Source organism: Streptomyces aurantiacus, from assembly GCF_001418335.1.
GTDB lineage: Bacteria > Actinomycetota > Actinomycetes > Streptomycetales > Streptomycetaceae > Streptomyces > Streptomyces aurantiacus.
The window spans coordinates 54,314-69,441 of the sequence record NZ_LIPP01000149.1 but is presented as its reverse complement, the minus strand read 5'-3'; the positions used below and the strand labels follow the sequence as shown (position 1 = coordinate 69,441).

General features: G+C 67.2%; 13 protein-coding genes. 4 read left to right on the top strand and 9 right to left on the bottom strand.

From position 1 onward, the window contains the following. Positions 1–68: 68 nt before the first annotated feature. From AOK01_RS20765 to AOK01_RS20730, 9 genes are all read right to left on the bottom strand, one after another. Entirely contained in the window at positions 69–1,115 is a 1,047-nt protein-coding gene (locus AOK01_RS20765; RefSeq protein ID WP_055513870.1) for a hypothetical protein, read from the bottom strand. After that, positions 1,103–1,810, bottom strand: coding sequence for a hypothetical protein (locus AOK01_RS20760; RefSeq protein WP_342671050.1), 708 nt, complete (start codon positions 1,808–1,810; stop codon positions 1,103–1,105). The genes AOK01_RS20765 and AOK01_RS20760 overlap by 13 nt, the downstream gene beginning before the upstream one ends. 376 nt (positions 1,811–2,186) lie before the next feature. Next, positions 2,187–2,552: a hypothetical protein gene (locus tag AOK01_RS20755; protein WP_055513865.1), complete on the bottom strand. Its 366-nt coding sequence runs from the start codon at positions 2,550–2,552 to the stop codon at positions 2,187–2,189. A gap of 125 nt (positions 2,553–2,677) precedes the next feature. After that, positions 2,678–3,034, bottom strand: coding sequence for a hypothetical protein (locus AOK01_RS43610; RefSeq protein WP_157871381.1), 357 nt, complete (start codon positions 3,032–3,034; stop codon positions 2,678–2,680). Between the two features lie 598 nt (positions 3,035–3,632). Beyond that, a complete protein-coding gene (locus AOK01_RS20750) occupies positions 3,633–3,941 on the bottom strand; it encodes a hypothetical protein (RefSeq protein WP_055513863.1) in 309 nt (102 codons plus the stop codon). Positions 3,942–4,226: 285 nt separating this feature from the next. Further along, positions 4,227–5,537 carry an acyltransferase family protein gene (locus tag AOK01_RS20745; RefSeq protein ID WP_055513956.1) on the bottom strand — a complete coding sequence of 437 codons (1,311 nt, stop codon included), beginning with the start codon at positions 5,535–5,537 and terminating at the stop codon, positions 4,227–4,229. 206 nt (positions 5,538–5,743) lie between these two features. After that, positions 5,744–7,945, bottom strand: a complete 2,202-nt coding sequence (locus AOK01_RS20740; protein WP_055513861.1) for a bifunctional polysaccharide deacetylase/glycosyltransferase family 2 protein — start codon at positions 7,943–7,945, stop codon at positions 5,744–5,746. Then, a complete protein-coding gene (locus tag AOK01_RS41415; RefSeq protein WP_055513859.1) occupies positions 7,945–8,979 on the bottom strand; it encodes a hypothetical protein in 1,035 nt (344 codons plus the stop codon). Before AOK01_RS41415 ends, AOK01_RS20740 begins: the two co-directional genes overlap by 1 nt. Positions 8,980–9,325: 346 nt before the next feature. Then, positions 9,326–10,297 (bottom strand): LysR family transcriptional regulator, encoded by a 972-nt coding sequence (locus AOK01_RS20730; protein ID WP_055513857.1) that lies wholly within the window; start codon positions 10,295–10,297, stop codon positions 9,326–9,328. A gap of 83 nt (positions 10,298–10,380) precedes the next feature. Between AOK01_RS20730 and AOK01_RS20720 the strand changes: the two genes are divergently transcribed. From AOK01_RS20720 to AOK01_RS20705, 4 genes are all read left to right on the top strand, one after another. Beyond that, the gene (locus AOK01_RS20720) at positions 10,381–11,796 is read left to right on the top strand and encodes an MFS transporter (protein ID WP_079103599.1); all 1,416 of its coding nucleotides are present in this window, start codon (positions 10,381–10,383) and stop codon (positions 11,794–11,796) included. A gap of 154 nt (positions 11,797–11,950) precedes the next feature. Further along, a complete protein-coding gene (locus AOK01_RS20715; protein WP_055513851.1) occupies positions 11,951–13,246 on the top strand; it encodes an extracellular solute-binding protein in 1,296 nt (431 codons plus the stop codon). After that, complete coding sequence (locus AOK01_RS20710) at positions 13,243–14,256, top strand: carbohydrate ABC transporter permease (protein WP_055513848.1); 1,014 nt, start codon at positions 13,243–13,245, stop codon at positions 14,254–14,256. The genes AOK01_RS20715 and AOK01_RS20710 overlap by 4 nt, the downstream gene beginning before the upstream one ends. 46 nt (positions 14,257–14,302) lie before the next feature. Further along, positions 14,303–15,124 (top strand): carbohydrate ABC transporter permease, encoded by an 822-nt coding sequence (locus tag AOK01_RS20705; protein ID WP_055513846.1) that lies wholly within the window; start codon positions 14,303–14,305, stop codon positions 15,122–15,124. The last annotated feature ends 4 nt before the right edge of the window (positions 15,125–15,128 follow it).

The window sequence follows — 15,128 nt, the reverse complement described above, 5'->3', positions numbered from 1 at the left end:
CTGACCCAGGAGCCGCCTCACGCTGCGAAACGGTCGCCGGGCACCGGCAAGTTCACTTCGCGATCAGCTCAGCGGTTGATGGACTGGATCTCCTGCACGACCACGTCCTGGTCGGCGCCGAACTCGCCGTCCGGCAGACCCCGCTCCTCGTTCACACCGGTGCCCGTCCAGTGGATCTTCCACGTGATCGTGGCCTGGAGCTGGTACGAGCCGTCGCCCGACGAGCGCAGGTACTTCACGCCGCACGGCGGAGTCTCGTCCGCCTTGCCCTTCGCGTACGCCTCGCCGATCTGGTCGCCGTTCAGTGCGCACACCCCTGAGGCGGGATACGTCGTCGCGTCGGCCGTACCCGGCTCGATCTTCAGCGAGACCGGCTCGGCCGTTGTCGTCGCCTGGACGTTCAGCAACGGGACGGACGCCGTCACGGAGACCGGCTTGAACTTCGCCGCGTCCAGCCACGCCCACGTCGGCAGGTTCACCTTCGTGGTGCCCTCCGGGGCCAGTTCGACCGTGGTCGAGGGCACGCGGATCTCGGCGTAGGCGAGTTGGGCGAGCATTTCGGGGGTGATCGCCTGCGGGATCTCCGGGGGCGGAGGAGCTCCCTGGTCCACCCAGAAGATGTCCTTCGTACAGTCGAGCGCGCCGGGGTCGCCCTCCCTGCCCTCGGTGACGTACGAGTCCCAGAAGTAACCCTTGCCGGCCTTGTCCTTGTTGAAGTCCTTGTACGGCTCGCCACCCTCGAACGTCTTCCGCTGCTTCGCGTCCCACTCGTACCCCGTGGATTCCGCCTGCCAGATCGGCTCCAGATGCTTCTGCAGCTGCTCCGGGCTGTACTTCGGGGCGTAATAGCAAGCGGGCGGCGTCCAGTTCGACGCCGAGGAGGTGACGGGGCCGGCCGACTGCCCGGAACCGTTCTTGGAACGGTCGAAGACGACGGCGCCGGCCGTGGCGGAGAGGTTGCCTTTGCCGTCGCTGTTGCCGGAGACCGGTGGCTTACTTGGCTTCTGGCTGCCATTACCGAAGTCGTCATCAGCCGATGCCAGACCGGAGTTGGCCAAGAACACCAGGGCGATCGCTGAGCCGACAACGACTCCGCTCCTGTTCACGGCTGGCATTTGCTACTCGCCCTCTCTGAAAGCATGTCCTGGGTCACCCAGACCCCGGCCCCATTTTTCTTCAAGACCGTGTTGTAGAAGACGTAACTCTTCTTGGTTACCGGCGTCTTGTCGACTTTTCCAGTCTTGACGTACTTGTTGTAGGCCTTGCCTTGGTCCTCGCAGTACGTGAGCGTCGCCGATCCATCGCCTCGGACCGTCACCGACTCGTTGTAGAAGCGGTAGGTCCCAGTAGTGCGAGCTCCGTGATCCACGAAGCGCTGCACGTACTTCTCCGTCGACGCCGCCAGCTCACCCTCTGAGTAGAAGCGATACGCAGGGTCGAGCGCATCCTGGTTGGCAATGGCCTGGTCCGTGGCCTTGATGAACTGCTCGCCGTCCGACAGGACAGCCTTCCTGTCCGCGTCGCCCGTCCTCTTCCACTCAAAGGAGTAGTGAAGATCCGCCGGCAACTCGATCTTCGGCCGCCCGGCGGCAGCCTCCGCGGACGCGCTCGGCGAAGCCGACTTCTCGGCGCCTGTGTCAGCGCCCGCGATCTTGTCGTTGTCCTTGCCCTTGTCCGCGGAGCTGTCGTCGCCACCGCAGGCGGACAGCGACAAGGCTGCGGCGGCAGTCAGCGTGGCCGCTGCGAGCAGAGTGGGACGGCGGTTCACAGACAGCTCCCGGTGAGACGAGGGGGTCATGAGCGCAGCCACGCTACCGAGGGTGTAGTGGACGACACCAGAGCGAATTGCGGCGGGGTGTTGACGAAACCTGCGCTTAAGACCGCATATCTACACAAAGGGTTACCGAATCATCCGCCGCTGATCGCGTACGGAGCTCTCGACTTGGCCCGAGCAAACAGAACACTCGACAGAACGAGGCGGGCCCTGTGACGGGACAGGCCACCAATGACACGACGAGGCGGAGCGGCCCTGCTTCGCCGGACACCCCCGCTTGCCGTCCACATGGTGATCTGGCTGGGCGACGCCCCACTCACGCTTCGAGGAACCAGCCCCGGCGCTCTTCGTGAGCCGTTCGGTGGATCACGTTGCCGTCCCGATGCGGCCCGCTCGTTCCGGACCTTGACGCTCACGCTCCCAGATACGCGTGCCCTTCGCTTCCCGGAACCTCGTACAGCCCTCCGTCACGGATCTGCCACTCGGTCAACCCGTCGACTTCGTGCGTCACCAGAAACAAGCCCTCCACTTGAGACTCGTCCTCGTCTCCCGGTTGCAGTGCGGCCATCTCCGCGAGCTGGTTACGCAACCAGGGCACGTCCGCCACCTGTAGATCGCCACCGTAGAACGCGTACGACGTCCAGTTGAACGGCTGGGCCGGAAACCCCCATCCGCCGGAGTAGGCGTTGTCGGAGTGTTCGGCAATGATGTTCTTCAGGGAATCCAACTGCTTTGGGTCACATTCGATCCATCCCCGAATCGACACGTACACAGCCATAACGTCGCCATCCCTCCCTCCCGCTTACCCAGTTCCTGAGGAACGATCAATGGTTCTATGTCGATCACTGCAGGCATCTTGTGACGCTGAGCGTACCGGCGGATGGAGTCCACTGCACTTAAGTCTCACCCGAGCTCTTCAGGACGCCGGGAACGAATGGAGTTGAGGGCGAGATATTCGACACCTGGCCCAATAAATCCCGCATCATCGTCCACAGCACAAGGCCATCGAGCACATACCGCGGCTACGACGGCGTCGGCGGCTTCTACGGACCGATAGTCGACACCGAATCCATCCCAGTCTCCAATAAGCCCTTCTATGCGGGCGAGCTCGTCCTGTTCGTATTCCCTCTCCAGTTCACCAACCAAGTCCGGCTCAACCCAGGCGATAGAGCCTTCATGCAACGCGGCGATCCGCCCGTCCTGACAGTCCGCATTCACACCGAAAGCGAGCAATTGATCTCGAACATCGTCAAGAGTCACTCCCCGCGGAAGGCATACGATCAACGACCTCACGACGCAATCACCGCCAGCAAGTCATCCATTGCGCTACCGCCTTCGTCGAGGTCCCCTCAATGGACCTGTCCTCCACTTAGGAAACGACTCCTTCGGCCCGCCCGATGAACTGGCAGGCCGACGCCAGGTGAGCTAAGAGTCACATATTACTCATCCTCGGAATTTTATCCGGATTCCCATATGACAAAACTCGACACAGTCCTTCACGAAGAGCAGAAACATCTACTCCATCAGCGATTCCAATTTCAATGTCCTGCGCCGGAAGATCAAGCACTGACACGTATGATACCCCCTCGACAAACCCACTCGAAGGGTTGCCAATCTCTTTACTCACTCTCGCGCGCAAATATGAAACACGTGGGCCTTCATACCCATTCCAATAGACCCAGATTCGCCCACACGCAGGACACAAGAAGACTGGCCTTGCCTTTTCCTGTAGACCCGCGAAATTCTCCCAGGATTCCTCCAGCTCCTGATCCGACGCCAGGTGCCATTCAAGTGGATTGGGAATCTCTCCACTCATGGAAATTATCTCGCCGCAACGGCATCGAAATCTAGCCATTAATCAACCATTTTTCCAGATTGGCATCATCAAGCCAAGAATCCTGAGAATCATCCGGTTACCTTGGGCGGCCACCTTCTCAGTAGAGTAGACCTCATCAGGCATAGCCTTCGCCGCCTCGTTGATGAATTCTCCAAAGCTTCCTGACACTGAATTGTCCTCGGCCTCCCGGAGCCCCTTACTCAGCTCCTCAATGATCCGCCCGATGCTAGCCGCAGCACCGTAGACGCCGCCGCACGGATCCGTGAGAACCAAGTAGCACCCGTCACTGAGCTGGCCGCCGCCGCTCCCCTGGTGCGCCGGATACTGCAAGCCCGGCAGGTCGGCGTTGGAGACCGGGTTGTTGCCTCCGTAGCTGTAGCCGTTGACTGACTGGTGCTGGTCGAGCGAGAGAACCGGTCATCTGAAGTTCGGCATTATCGTCGAAACGCCTCCAGGCTGCCGGGTCATCCCTCGTCCTTGGCCTGCAGCATGCCCTGGGGGCACAGTCTCCGTTCCGGCCATGTACGGCTTCGAGCAGGCAAGCGAAGGGCCGCCCGGATTGATCCGGGCGGCCCATGGCCGACAGCCGAGTTCGCCTCAGCAAGCACTCACCACTCAGGCTCGGTGTGCCCTTTTCCTCGTCTGTGGCTGTGTGTGCTTGCTTGCGCTCCCGTCCGGCCACAGCTGTGGGCTTCGCTTCGCCGCCAGGTCCTCGATCCAGCCGACCGAGATGATAGCGAGGCCGATCAGGGGCCAGACCAGTAGGAACATCCACAGCATGTACGTCGTGTCCAGTACGCCCACCAACTGGTCGTCCATGAACGGCAGGTTATAGAGCTGGTCGAGGATCGGGACCGTCGCCATGATGAGGAGGTTGTGCCACAGGTAGATCGTCATGGCGCGGCTGTTGGAGAGGGTGACCAGCCTGTCCCAGCGCTTGAGGCGGCCGGGGAGTTCCTGCCAGGACGGGGAGTACTGGAGCAGGATGACGACGAACCCGAAGGACCAGGTGGCCTGGGCCAGCGGGATGTCGTTCAGGTCCCAGCCGTCGGGGCCGAGATGGCCCGACGCCCACCACAGGCCGAACGCCATCAGCAGCGCGGAGCAGGAGACCACCGCATAGCGCGGGAGCTTCTGCATCATGCCCTCATGGTGGGCGAAACCGAGGACCCAGCAGCCGCCGTAGACCGCGAAGTCCGAGATCGCGTTGCCCGTTTCGCCGGGGATGGTGACCAGGCCCGTACCGACCACGGCCGTCAGGCCGAGCGGCGCCAGCAGCGTCGGCCACGGGGCCCGGCGGAACGCCCAGAGGAGCAGCGGGGACGCGATCACGAACCACAGGTACGCGCGTAGGTACCAGAGCACGCCCGCCGACTGAACCGCCCACGTCTGCTCCAGGAGGCCCGACTTGTCGCCGATGCTCCAGGGGAACGGCGGGGCGCCGATCGGTACGACGTAGTTGAAGAGCTCGATCATGCCCCAGGTGCCGCCGTTGTCGGGGTCCTCGGAGATGTTCCAGCCGGCGGCGAACATCATGGCGAGCATGACGGCGCTGAACACCCACAGGGGCGGCAGGAGCCGGCGCACACGACCGCGGATCACGCCCAGGGCCGGGCGTTTCAGCGAGCGCGCCATCAGTGAACCGGCGAGCGCGAACATCACGCCCATGGACGGGAAGAGCACCGTGAGCCAGGCCCAGCCGAACAGGTGGTAGATGACGACGCGGATCAGTGCCAGCGTGCGCAGAAGGTCCAGGTAGCGGTCGCGTCCCGCCTTCTTCGGCGCGGAAGCGGGAGGACTGGGAGGAGCGGCGGAAGCGCCGGGGTGAGCGGCTGGAGCAGGAACCGTCGACACCAAGGGCGCGCCGGATGCCGGCGGCCCGGCGGATGTTCCGTCCGCCTCCGGCCACGCCGCCGTGGCCTCCATCCGGGCCGCTTCCGGCCGGGCTTCCGTCCCGAACGGGGACATCACCCACGTCGCGTCGTACTGGGAGCCCTCCGGGTAACCCCGTGCCTCCGTGTAGCCCTGCGGCTCGTCGGGCCGTTGCCGTGGCCTCCCGAACGACGGCGTGGGATCCGATGGCGTCGGCTCCGGTGGCGGTGTGCCCGGGTCCATGCTGTGGCGTCCGTGTGTCATCCGACCGGCCTCCGATCGCTGCCGCTCTCCGCGCGTGGGCGCGGTACCGCGCCGGCCGTCGCGCCCGGTGCCGAACCCACGACGCCGGTGCGCCGCAGTTTCTGCCAGCGCAGGCGGCCGCCGGTCAGGGCGGTGATCCAGGACTGGAGCAGGACGACGTACATGAGCTGGCGGTAGAGGATCTGTTGCAGGGGCAGCGAGATGAGCGGGGTCATGCGTTCCTTGTCCAGCCGGAAGGCGTACGCGGCGCACACCGCCTGGACGGCGAGTACGCCCAGCCAGGCGCCGATCGTCTTCTCCGTGGGGCCGAACACGAGCCCGTACAGCAGGAACACGTCGATCAGCGGGGCGAGCAGCGGGGCCAGGACCATGAAGAGGGAGACCAGGGGCAGACCCACGCGGCCGAAGCGGCCCGACGGGCCCCGTTCGACGACCGCCCGGCGGTGCTTCCAGATCGCCTGCATGGTGCCGTACGACCAGCGGTAGCGCTGGGACCACAGCTGCTGGACGGACTCCGGGGCCTCGGTCCAGGCGCGGGCGTTCTCCGCGTAGACGACCTTCCAGCCGTCGCGGTGCATCGCCATCGTGATGTCGGTGTCCTCGGCGAGGGTGTCCTCGCTCATGCCGCCGACGCGTTCGAGGGCGGAGCGGCGGAAGGCGCCGACGGCCCCCGGGATCGTCGGCATGCAGCGCAGCATGTCGTACATGCGACGGTCGAGGTTGAAGCCCATCACGTACTCGATGTGCTGCCAGGCGCCGATGAGCGAGTCGCGGTTGCCGACCTTCGCGTTGCCCGCGACGGCGCCCACGCTCGGGTCGCCGAAGGGCTGCACCAGTTCGCGTACGGTGGCCTGCTCGAAGACGGTGTCGCCGTCCATCATCACGATGAGGTCGTGCCGGGCGTTGGCTATGCCCCGGTTGAGGGCGGCGGGCTTGCCCGCGTTGAGCTGGCGTACGACGCGTACGTTCGGCAGCCGCAGGTTCTCGACGATGCGGGCGGTGCCGTCACTCGAACCGTCGTCGATGACGACGACCTCGATGGGATGGTCGCCGGCCATCAGCGAACGCACGGTGTTCTCGATGCACTTGGCCTCGTTGTACGCGGGGACCAGCACCGAGACCGGTTCGGTGATCGGCCGTCCCCAGCGGAAGCCCTTGCGGCGCACGCGCCGGGCGTGGGCCACGGAGAGGAGGAGCATCAGGCCGAAGCGGGTGATGACCAGGACACCGATGACGGCGAGGCTGACGACGAGGATGCCGGTGATCTTGTCGGAGGCCTGTACCGCCCAGGTCCAGGCCTTGCCCTTCCACAGGTCGGGTCCGGTGACCTGGGTGTGCGCGCTGGGGGCGCCGAGCGCCCCGGTGAGGTTGTCGAACTCGTAGCCGCTCTTCTGCAGGGTGGGCAGGAGCCGGTCGAGCGCCTCGACGGTCTGGTGGCGGTCGCCGCCGGAGTCGTGCATGAGGACGATGGCGCCCTTGCCGCCCTTGGGGGTGGCGCGGCGGACGATCTCGTCGACGCCGGGCTTCTTCCAGTCCTCGCTGTCGATGTTGTTGACGACGGTGAGGTAGCCGCGGCTGCCTATGTACTCGGTCACCGGCCACGACTTGTTGTCCATGGCGTCGGCGAACGAGGAGTACGGCGGCCGGAACAGCGACGTACGGATGCCGGCCGCGCCCGCGAGCGCCAGCTGGTTCTGGGACAGCTCCCAGTCGATGCGGCTCTTGGACTGGAAGGAGAGGTCGGGGTGGTTGAAGGTGTGCAGTCCTATCTCGTGGCCCTCGTCGACCATGCGCTGGACGAGGTCCGGGTAGCGCGAGGCCATGGTGCCGGTGACGAAGAACACCGCGTGCGCGTCGTGCTTCTTGAGGATGTCGAGGACCTTGGGCGTCCACTCGGGGTCCGGGCCGTCGTCGAAGGTGAGGACGAGGCGGTGCTTCGGCACGCTGAGGCTGCTGGTGCGTCCGCCGCGGGTGTCGATGACCGGACCGCCGTCGAGGATCTTCTCGGGTACGCGGTCGGTGGCGGCCTCGGGCTGGATGCGGTGGTCGGCGAGTATCTCGCTGTGTACGTACCCGCGCAGCATCAGCATCGCCACCAGGGCGACGAGGATCAGCGAGGGCAGCAGGTAGCGCATGGGCAGGCGGCGGCGCCGGGCGGCGCCCCGGACTGCGCCGCGTTTGTGCGTGCGGGGTGCCATCAGAGGATGTTCTCCGGGGAGGACGAGGTGGGCGGGCCCGGCTCGATGAGCGTCGGCTCGGCGGCGATCCGGTCGGCGGCGACGGTGTCCGTGCCCGCTCCGGCTCCGGCTCCGGCGGGTGCCGTGGGGCTGTTCGTGACGTCGGGGTCGGAGGTTTCCGGATCGGGGTCCGGTGACGTGGGGACGTCGGGGGGATCGGAACCCGGGTCGGACGAGTTGTTGCCCGACCCCGGCTTCGTGGTGGTGGTCGAGGGCTTGGGGTCGGCCGAGTTGCCGGGTGCCGTCTCGCTGACCGACGGGTCGGCCGAGACGCTGGCTCCGGGGGTCGGCGTCGTGGCGTCGGCGGTGCCGGAGATGCTCGCCTCGGGCGGGGTGCTCACCGAGCCGGAGGGACCGGCGGCGTCGGTCGGCAGCGGCGAGGGCTCGACCTTGCCGGCCGGAGCGTCGTTCTGCTGGTCTTTTATGGGCAGCCAGGGTGCGTTCGAGTTGCCCGATATGAGCGTGACGAGGATGACCACCGCGTAGACCGCGCAGGCCATGCCGACCGCCATGCCTATCCTGCGGTATCTGCGACTGCGACGGCCCGTCTCGTCGACGAAGACCGGGCCGTCCGAGGGCTCCTGGGCCCCGGGGGCACCCTTTGCCTGCTGGACGAGCCAGTCCTCCATGTGGCGTCCCACACCGTCGAGCTGCACCGTGACCTCGTGCGGGTCGTGGCTGTGCTCGGGGTGCTCGGACTCCTGCCAGGAGTCCGGTCCGGTGCCGGACCCGGTGCCGTGTCCGGAGCCGTGTCCGGCGTCGGCGCCGAACGCGAAGCCGACGGTGCTTCCGGGGTCGGAGGAGAAACCGGCGTCCTGTGCGCGGGTGTGGCCGTCGTCCCGTGCGGCGTCGGCGAGATCTCCGGCGCCCGGTCCGTCGAGGCCCGGTCCGTCGTTGCCCGGTCGGTCGAAGCCCGGTCCGTGGTCGGCCTGTCCGTCGTCTCTCCGCCCCGGCACCGCCGCGGCAGCCTCACGGCGGAACCATCCGTCGGACACACCGGCATCACTGGCACCGCCAGCACTGTCAGCACCGCCGGAACCTCTACCGAACGGCTGATCAGGCTCATTTCGGACCGGCCGACCGACCTCTTCACGGGTCGATCCGTCGGCTCCGGCCTCGCCCTGCGGATCGGAATCGTTCCGATCCGGTTGAGCGTCTTCTGGCCAACTTTCCGCGCGCACGTACATCCCCCCATGGGATTCGTTCTGGGGTGGCGCGTGCGACCCGGATACTCGCACGTCGTCGTTCGAACCGGACCCCCATCCGGTCCGAGCGCCCCCTTTACCACATTGCACCCGGGCCTCGAATGTATCGTACGGAGCCATGGGTGAGGGTTGTGTGTCAGATCCGGCCCGCCATGACGAGCGCGTCGGTGGCCGGAATCCACCCTTCGACCGGGCGATCCAGCCACCCCTCGTCCGCCGCGAGCCGTGCCGCCGCCGCTCGCAGTGCTTCAACCCCGCGATGCACCAGTCCCTTCCGCCACACCAGTGACACGGGTGACAGGGGGACGGGGTCCACGAGGGGACGAAGTGTAGATCCGGACATGGCCGGAAAATCGACCACGGCCAGAACGGGGGTCCTCGTCCTGGCCATGACCCTCCGGAACTCCTCGGTGCCGACGGCGAGGGGCGCGGGCGCCGCGACCTCGATCCCGCGTCCCTCGAAGAGCTGACGGGCCAGGTCGGTCCATTCCCTCGTCCGGGGATTTCCGGCGCCCGCGTACACCCGCTCCCCCGCCAGGGCGTCCAGCGGTACGGCGTCCAGCGCGGCCAGGTGATGATCCTCGGGCAGTACGACGGCCATCGGCTCGTACCGTACGGGCTGCTGCTCCAGGCGGGCCCTGATCGCCGGGGCGAGGCCCGCGAACCGCCCGAAGGACACGTCGAGCCGGCCGGCCAGCAGCTCGGCCGCCGCTCCGGTGAGGCCGCTCTCGAACCGGGCCATCAGTTCACAGTCGGGAACGAGTTCGCGGGCCAGGTCCAGGACCCGTCCGGAGACGAGACCGGGGCTGTTCACGTCCACGAGCAGGGGGCGCCCGGCGTCGGCCCGCCCGAAGGCGGCGAGCAGTTCGTCCTGCGCCTCCAGGGCCCGCCGCGCGTACGGCAGCAGACGCTCGCCGTCAGCGGTGAGCGTCACCTGGCGGGTGGTGCGTACGAAGAGGCCGACGCCCAGTTCCCGTTCCAGGCGCCGGATGTCCCGGCTGAGGGCCTGCTGGGCGACGTACAGCCGGGCCGCCGCGCGGGTGAAGTGCAGGTCCTCGGCGACGGCGAGGAAGGCACGCAGCAGCCGGGGATCGAGGTGGTCGGGCATCGGGCGAACTTACAACGTGCGTGCGTCAATCGGCACCGAAAAGGTGTTGGACCCCTGACGGCGGCCCGGGCGAGCGTTGATCCATGCCGCCACGACCCCCTCGACCACGCCCGCAGTCACGCTCTCCACGCCCGCGGTCACGCTCTCCACGCTCGCAGTCGCGTCCTCCACGCCCGCAGTGTGGCCGGAAACAACCCTCACGCAACCCCCTCCGCGCAGCCTCCGCCCCCTACCGCCAACTCTTCGACATTCCGGGCACCCGGGCGTTCACGATCGGGAATCTCATCGCCCGCCTTCCCATGGGCATGTTCAGCGTGAGCGCGGTGATCATGATCGCGGGGACACGGGGCTCGTACGCGCTCGCGGGTGCGGTGACGGCCACCGGGCTGGCGGCGACGGCGGTCGTCGCACCCTGGACGGCGCGTCTCGTCGATCGTCACGGGCAGGCCCGGATCGCCGTCCCCGCGTCCGCGGTCGCGGCGCTCGGCTCGGTCGCGCTGCTGCTCTGCGTCCATTACGGGGCGCCCGACTGGACGCTGTTCGCCGCGTACGCCGGCACGGCCACCACGCCCAACACCGGAGGCATGTCCCGGGCGCGCTGGGCCCATCTCCTCAAGAGGGACACGGCGCGGCTGCACACCGCGAACTCCTTCGAGCAGGCGGCGGACGAGCTGTGTTTCATGTGCGGCCCGGTGCTGGCCGCCCTCCTGTGCGGGGCCCTCTTCCCGGAGGCGGGCACCCTCGTCGCGGTCGTCCTGCTGCTGACCGGTGTGCTGCTCTTCACGGCCCAGCGCTCGACGGAACCGCCCGCCCGGGGCCGTACGGACGCCGGGGTGCCGTCGCCGCTGCGGGCCCCCGGCATACCCCCGCTGCTGATCGCCTTCCTCGCCACCGGCGCGGTGTTCGGCTCGATGGAGGTGGTGACGATCGCGTTCGCGGACGCACAGGGACACCGTTCGGCGGCCGGGGTGGTCCTCGCTCTCCAGGCGGCCGGCTCGTGTGCGGCGGGACTCGTCTACGGGCTCTACGGGCTCTACGGACTTCGCGGGCTCCACGGGGCGCTCCGGACCACGAGGGCCGTCGAACGGAGAGTCGAACGGAGATACGTTCTGGGCATCGCCGCCATGGTGCCCCTCGTCTGCCTCCCCCTCCTGGCCGCCACGCTCGGCGGCGGCCTCGTGGCGGTCGGCCTCGCGCTGCTGGTCGCCGGGATGGCCACGGCCCCGACGATGGTCACGGCCATGACGCTGCTCCAGCACCGCACACCCGAGGGCCGCCTGAACGAGGGCATGACGCTGGCGGTGACCGGGCTGCTGGGCGGGATCGCCTGCGGTGCCGCGCTCGGCGGGTGGGTGGTGGAGCACGCCTCGGCCGCCGCCGGCTACGGCGTCCCGGGCGTCGCGGCCACGACAGCCTTGCTGATCGCCCTCGCGACGGCGTCGCACCCGTCCCCCGCGTCCCTGGAGGGGCGCGGCCCGTCCGGCCCGTCGAACGCCTGACCCAATTCCCGCGCACCCCATTGACTCGCCCGGGGCCCCCACATACGTTCCCTCGTCGAAGCGCTTCGACGTCATTCATCGATTCGCTTCGACTCGCTTCGATTTGCCTATGTTCCGCTACCCCTCCGACTCCCCACTCCCCTGGAGGCACTGGATGTCGACGACACGAAGGCGTGTGATGGCCGCGGCGGCGGCGGTGGTGAGCACCACCCTGCTGCTGGCCTCCTGCGGTGACTCGGACAGTGGGTCCTCCGACGGGAAGACACTGAAGCTGTGGCACTACGAAGCGCCCAACAGCGCGATGGGCCTGGCCTGGAACGAGGCCATCAAGGAGTTCAAGAAGACCCACCCGGGCGTCGAGGTGAAGTTCGAGGAGAAGGGCTTCGAGCAGATCCAGAAGACGGCCCCGATGGTCCTCAACTCCCATGACGCGCCCGACCTCATGGAGTACAACAAGGGCAACGCGACGGCCGGGCACCTCTCCCAGCAGGGGCTGCTCACCGACCTGTCCGCGGAGGTGACCAAGCGCGGCTGGGACAAGAAACTCAGCGCCGGCGTGCGGACCACCAGCCAGTACGACGCCAAGGGCGTGATGGGCTCCGGGAAGTGGTACGGGGTCCCCAACTACGCCGAGTACACGATGGTGTTCTACAACAAGGAGCTCTTCAAGAAGTACGGCCTGGCCGAGCCGAAGACGTTCGACGAACTGACCGCGGTCATGGACAGGTTCGTCGACGAGGGCATCACCCCGCTCGCCAACGGAGGCGCCGAGTACCTGGCCCACCAGTACCTGTACCAACTGGCGCTGTCGAAGGCCGACCGAGCCTGGGTGGACTCGTACGAGCTCTACAAGGGCGAGCCGAACTTCCACGACTCCGCCTGGACGTACGGCGCCGAGACGTTCGCGGACTGGGTGAAGAAGGGCTACATCAGCAAGAAGTCCACCGGTACGAAGGCCGAGGACGCCGGGGTCTCCTTCATCCAGGGCAAGAGCCCGATCCTGTTCTCCGGCAGCTGGTGGTACGGCCGCTTCGCCGCGGAGAGCAAGTTCGACTGGGGCACGTTCCTGTGGCCGGACTCGAACATGACGCTCGGCTCGGGCGGCAACCTGTGGGTGGTCCCCAAGGGCGCCAAGAACAAGGAACTGGCGTACGACTTCATCGACATCACCATGTCGAAGAAGATCCAGAACCTGCTCGGCAACAAGGGCGGTGTGCCGGTGGCCGCCGATCCCGCCGCCATCACGGACCCGCAGTCCAAGGCACTCATCGCCGACTTCAACACCCTCTCGGAGCGGGACGGCCTGGCGTTCTACCCCGACTGGCCGGTCCCCGGCTTCTACGACGTCCTCGTCTCCGAGACACAGAAACTGATGACGGGGAGCGCGAAACCGGACGCGTACCTGGACGCGGTGAAGGCGGCGTACGACAAGGGCGTACAGGACCGATGACGGTCACCGTCGAAAAGGGCGAACCGCGTGGCGGCTGGGGTGGTCGGGGTAGCTGGGGCGGCCGGGGCGGTGACTCAGTCGAAGCGCGTCACCAGGCGAAGAGCCCGCGGCGCCCCCGCGACTCGTACGCCCTGTTCCTCCTCCCCGGAGCCCTCGCCTTCCTCGTGATCGTCATCGGGCCGTTCCTGATGAACACGGGCGTGAGCTTCACCGACTGGCAGGGCGTCGGCAGCCCGAAGTGGGCAGGGCTCGCCAACTACCGGGAGCTGATGGACGACTCGGAGTTCTGGGCGTCCTTCCGGCACAGCCTCTTCATGGTCGTCGCGATGGCCGTCGTACCGACGCTCCTCGGGCTCGTCCTGGCCGCGGCCCTCTTCGACTTCGTCGCCAAGCACTTCGGCAGCAGGGTGGCCGCCGTGCTGCGCGCCTGCTTCTATCTGCCGCAGGTGCTGCCCATCGCGGTCGCGGGCATCGTGTGGAGCTGGATCCTCGCGCCGGACAACGGCTCGCTGAACGAGGTCCTCAAGGCGATCGGGCTCGGGAGCCTCCAGCAGGACTGGCTCGGCGATCCCGACCTGGCGCTCTACAGCGTCATGGGCGTGATGGTCTGGGTGCAGCTCGGCTTCCCGCTCGTCATCTTCATGGCGGGGCTGCAACGCGTCGACCCGCAGCTGTACGAGGCCGCCGAGCTGGACGGCGCCGGCTGGTGGCGGCGGTTCTGGCACATCACGCTGCCGCAGATCAGGCCCGAGATCTCCGTCGTGCTGCTCTGGTGCACGATCGCCGCGCTCAAGGTGTTCGGCGCGGTGTACGTGCTCACGAAGGGCGGGCCCGGCGGGGCGACCGACGTGCCGTCGTACTTCTCGTTCACCACGTTCTTCGAGACGACGCAGGTCGGTTACGGCGCCGCGATCTCGACCGTCCTGACCGTGATCGTCCTGGTGCTCGCCCTGGCCGGCCTGAAACTCCAGACCCGCGCCGAGGACGCCGAGCAGGGAGGCGTGCGATGAGCAGGGGTCGTGCGATGAGCAGTACCGAGCGAGGAGTAGCCGTCCCATGACCGCCGTACGCCGCTATCCCGTACTGATCGCCCTGGTCATCGGGGCCCTGTTCATGGTCCTGCCCTTCCTGATCGTCGCGGTCAACGCGGTCAAGTCGCCCACCGAGTACTCGGCGAACGGCCCGCTCAGCCTGCCCGAAGGGCTCTACCTCGACGGTCTGAAGGACTTCTGGGAGCGCGTCGACTTCGGACAGAAGCTCGTCAACTCGGTGCTGATCAGCGGGTCGGTCGCCCTGGGCGCGGTCGTGCTGTCCGTCCTCAACGCGTACGCGATCGGCATCGGCCGGGTCAGGGGCCGCACCTGGGTGCTCGCCTTCTTCGTGCTGGCGAACATGCTGCCGCAGGAAGCGCTGGTCTATCCCGTCTACTACCTGAGCAAGGAAGCCGGTCTGTACGACACCCGGCTGAGCGTGATCATCGTCTTCACCGTGATCCAGGCCGCCTTCGGTACGTATCTTCTCTCCGCCGTCCTCACCCAGTTCCCCCGCGAGATCATCGAGGCCGCCCGGATCGACGGGGCGAACAAGTGGCAGGTGCTGTGGCGGATCGTGGTCCCGGTCAGCCGGCCCACCATCGGCGTACTCCTGGTCTTCTTCTTCATCTGGACCTGGAACGAGTTCCTGCTCCCGCTGGTGATGCTGATCTCCAACGACAACCAGACCGTGTCGGTGGCGCTCGGCGTCCTCCAGGGCCAGCGCCTGATGGACGCCACGATGACGAACGCGGCCGCGCTCCTGGGTGTCCTGCCCGCCCTTGTCTTCTTCCTCGTCTTCCAGCGGACGCTCACCCGCGGCATCGCCGTGGGTGCCGTCAAGTAAGGGG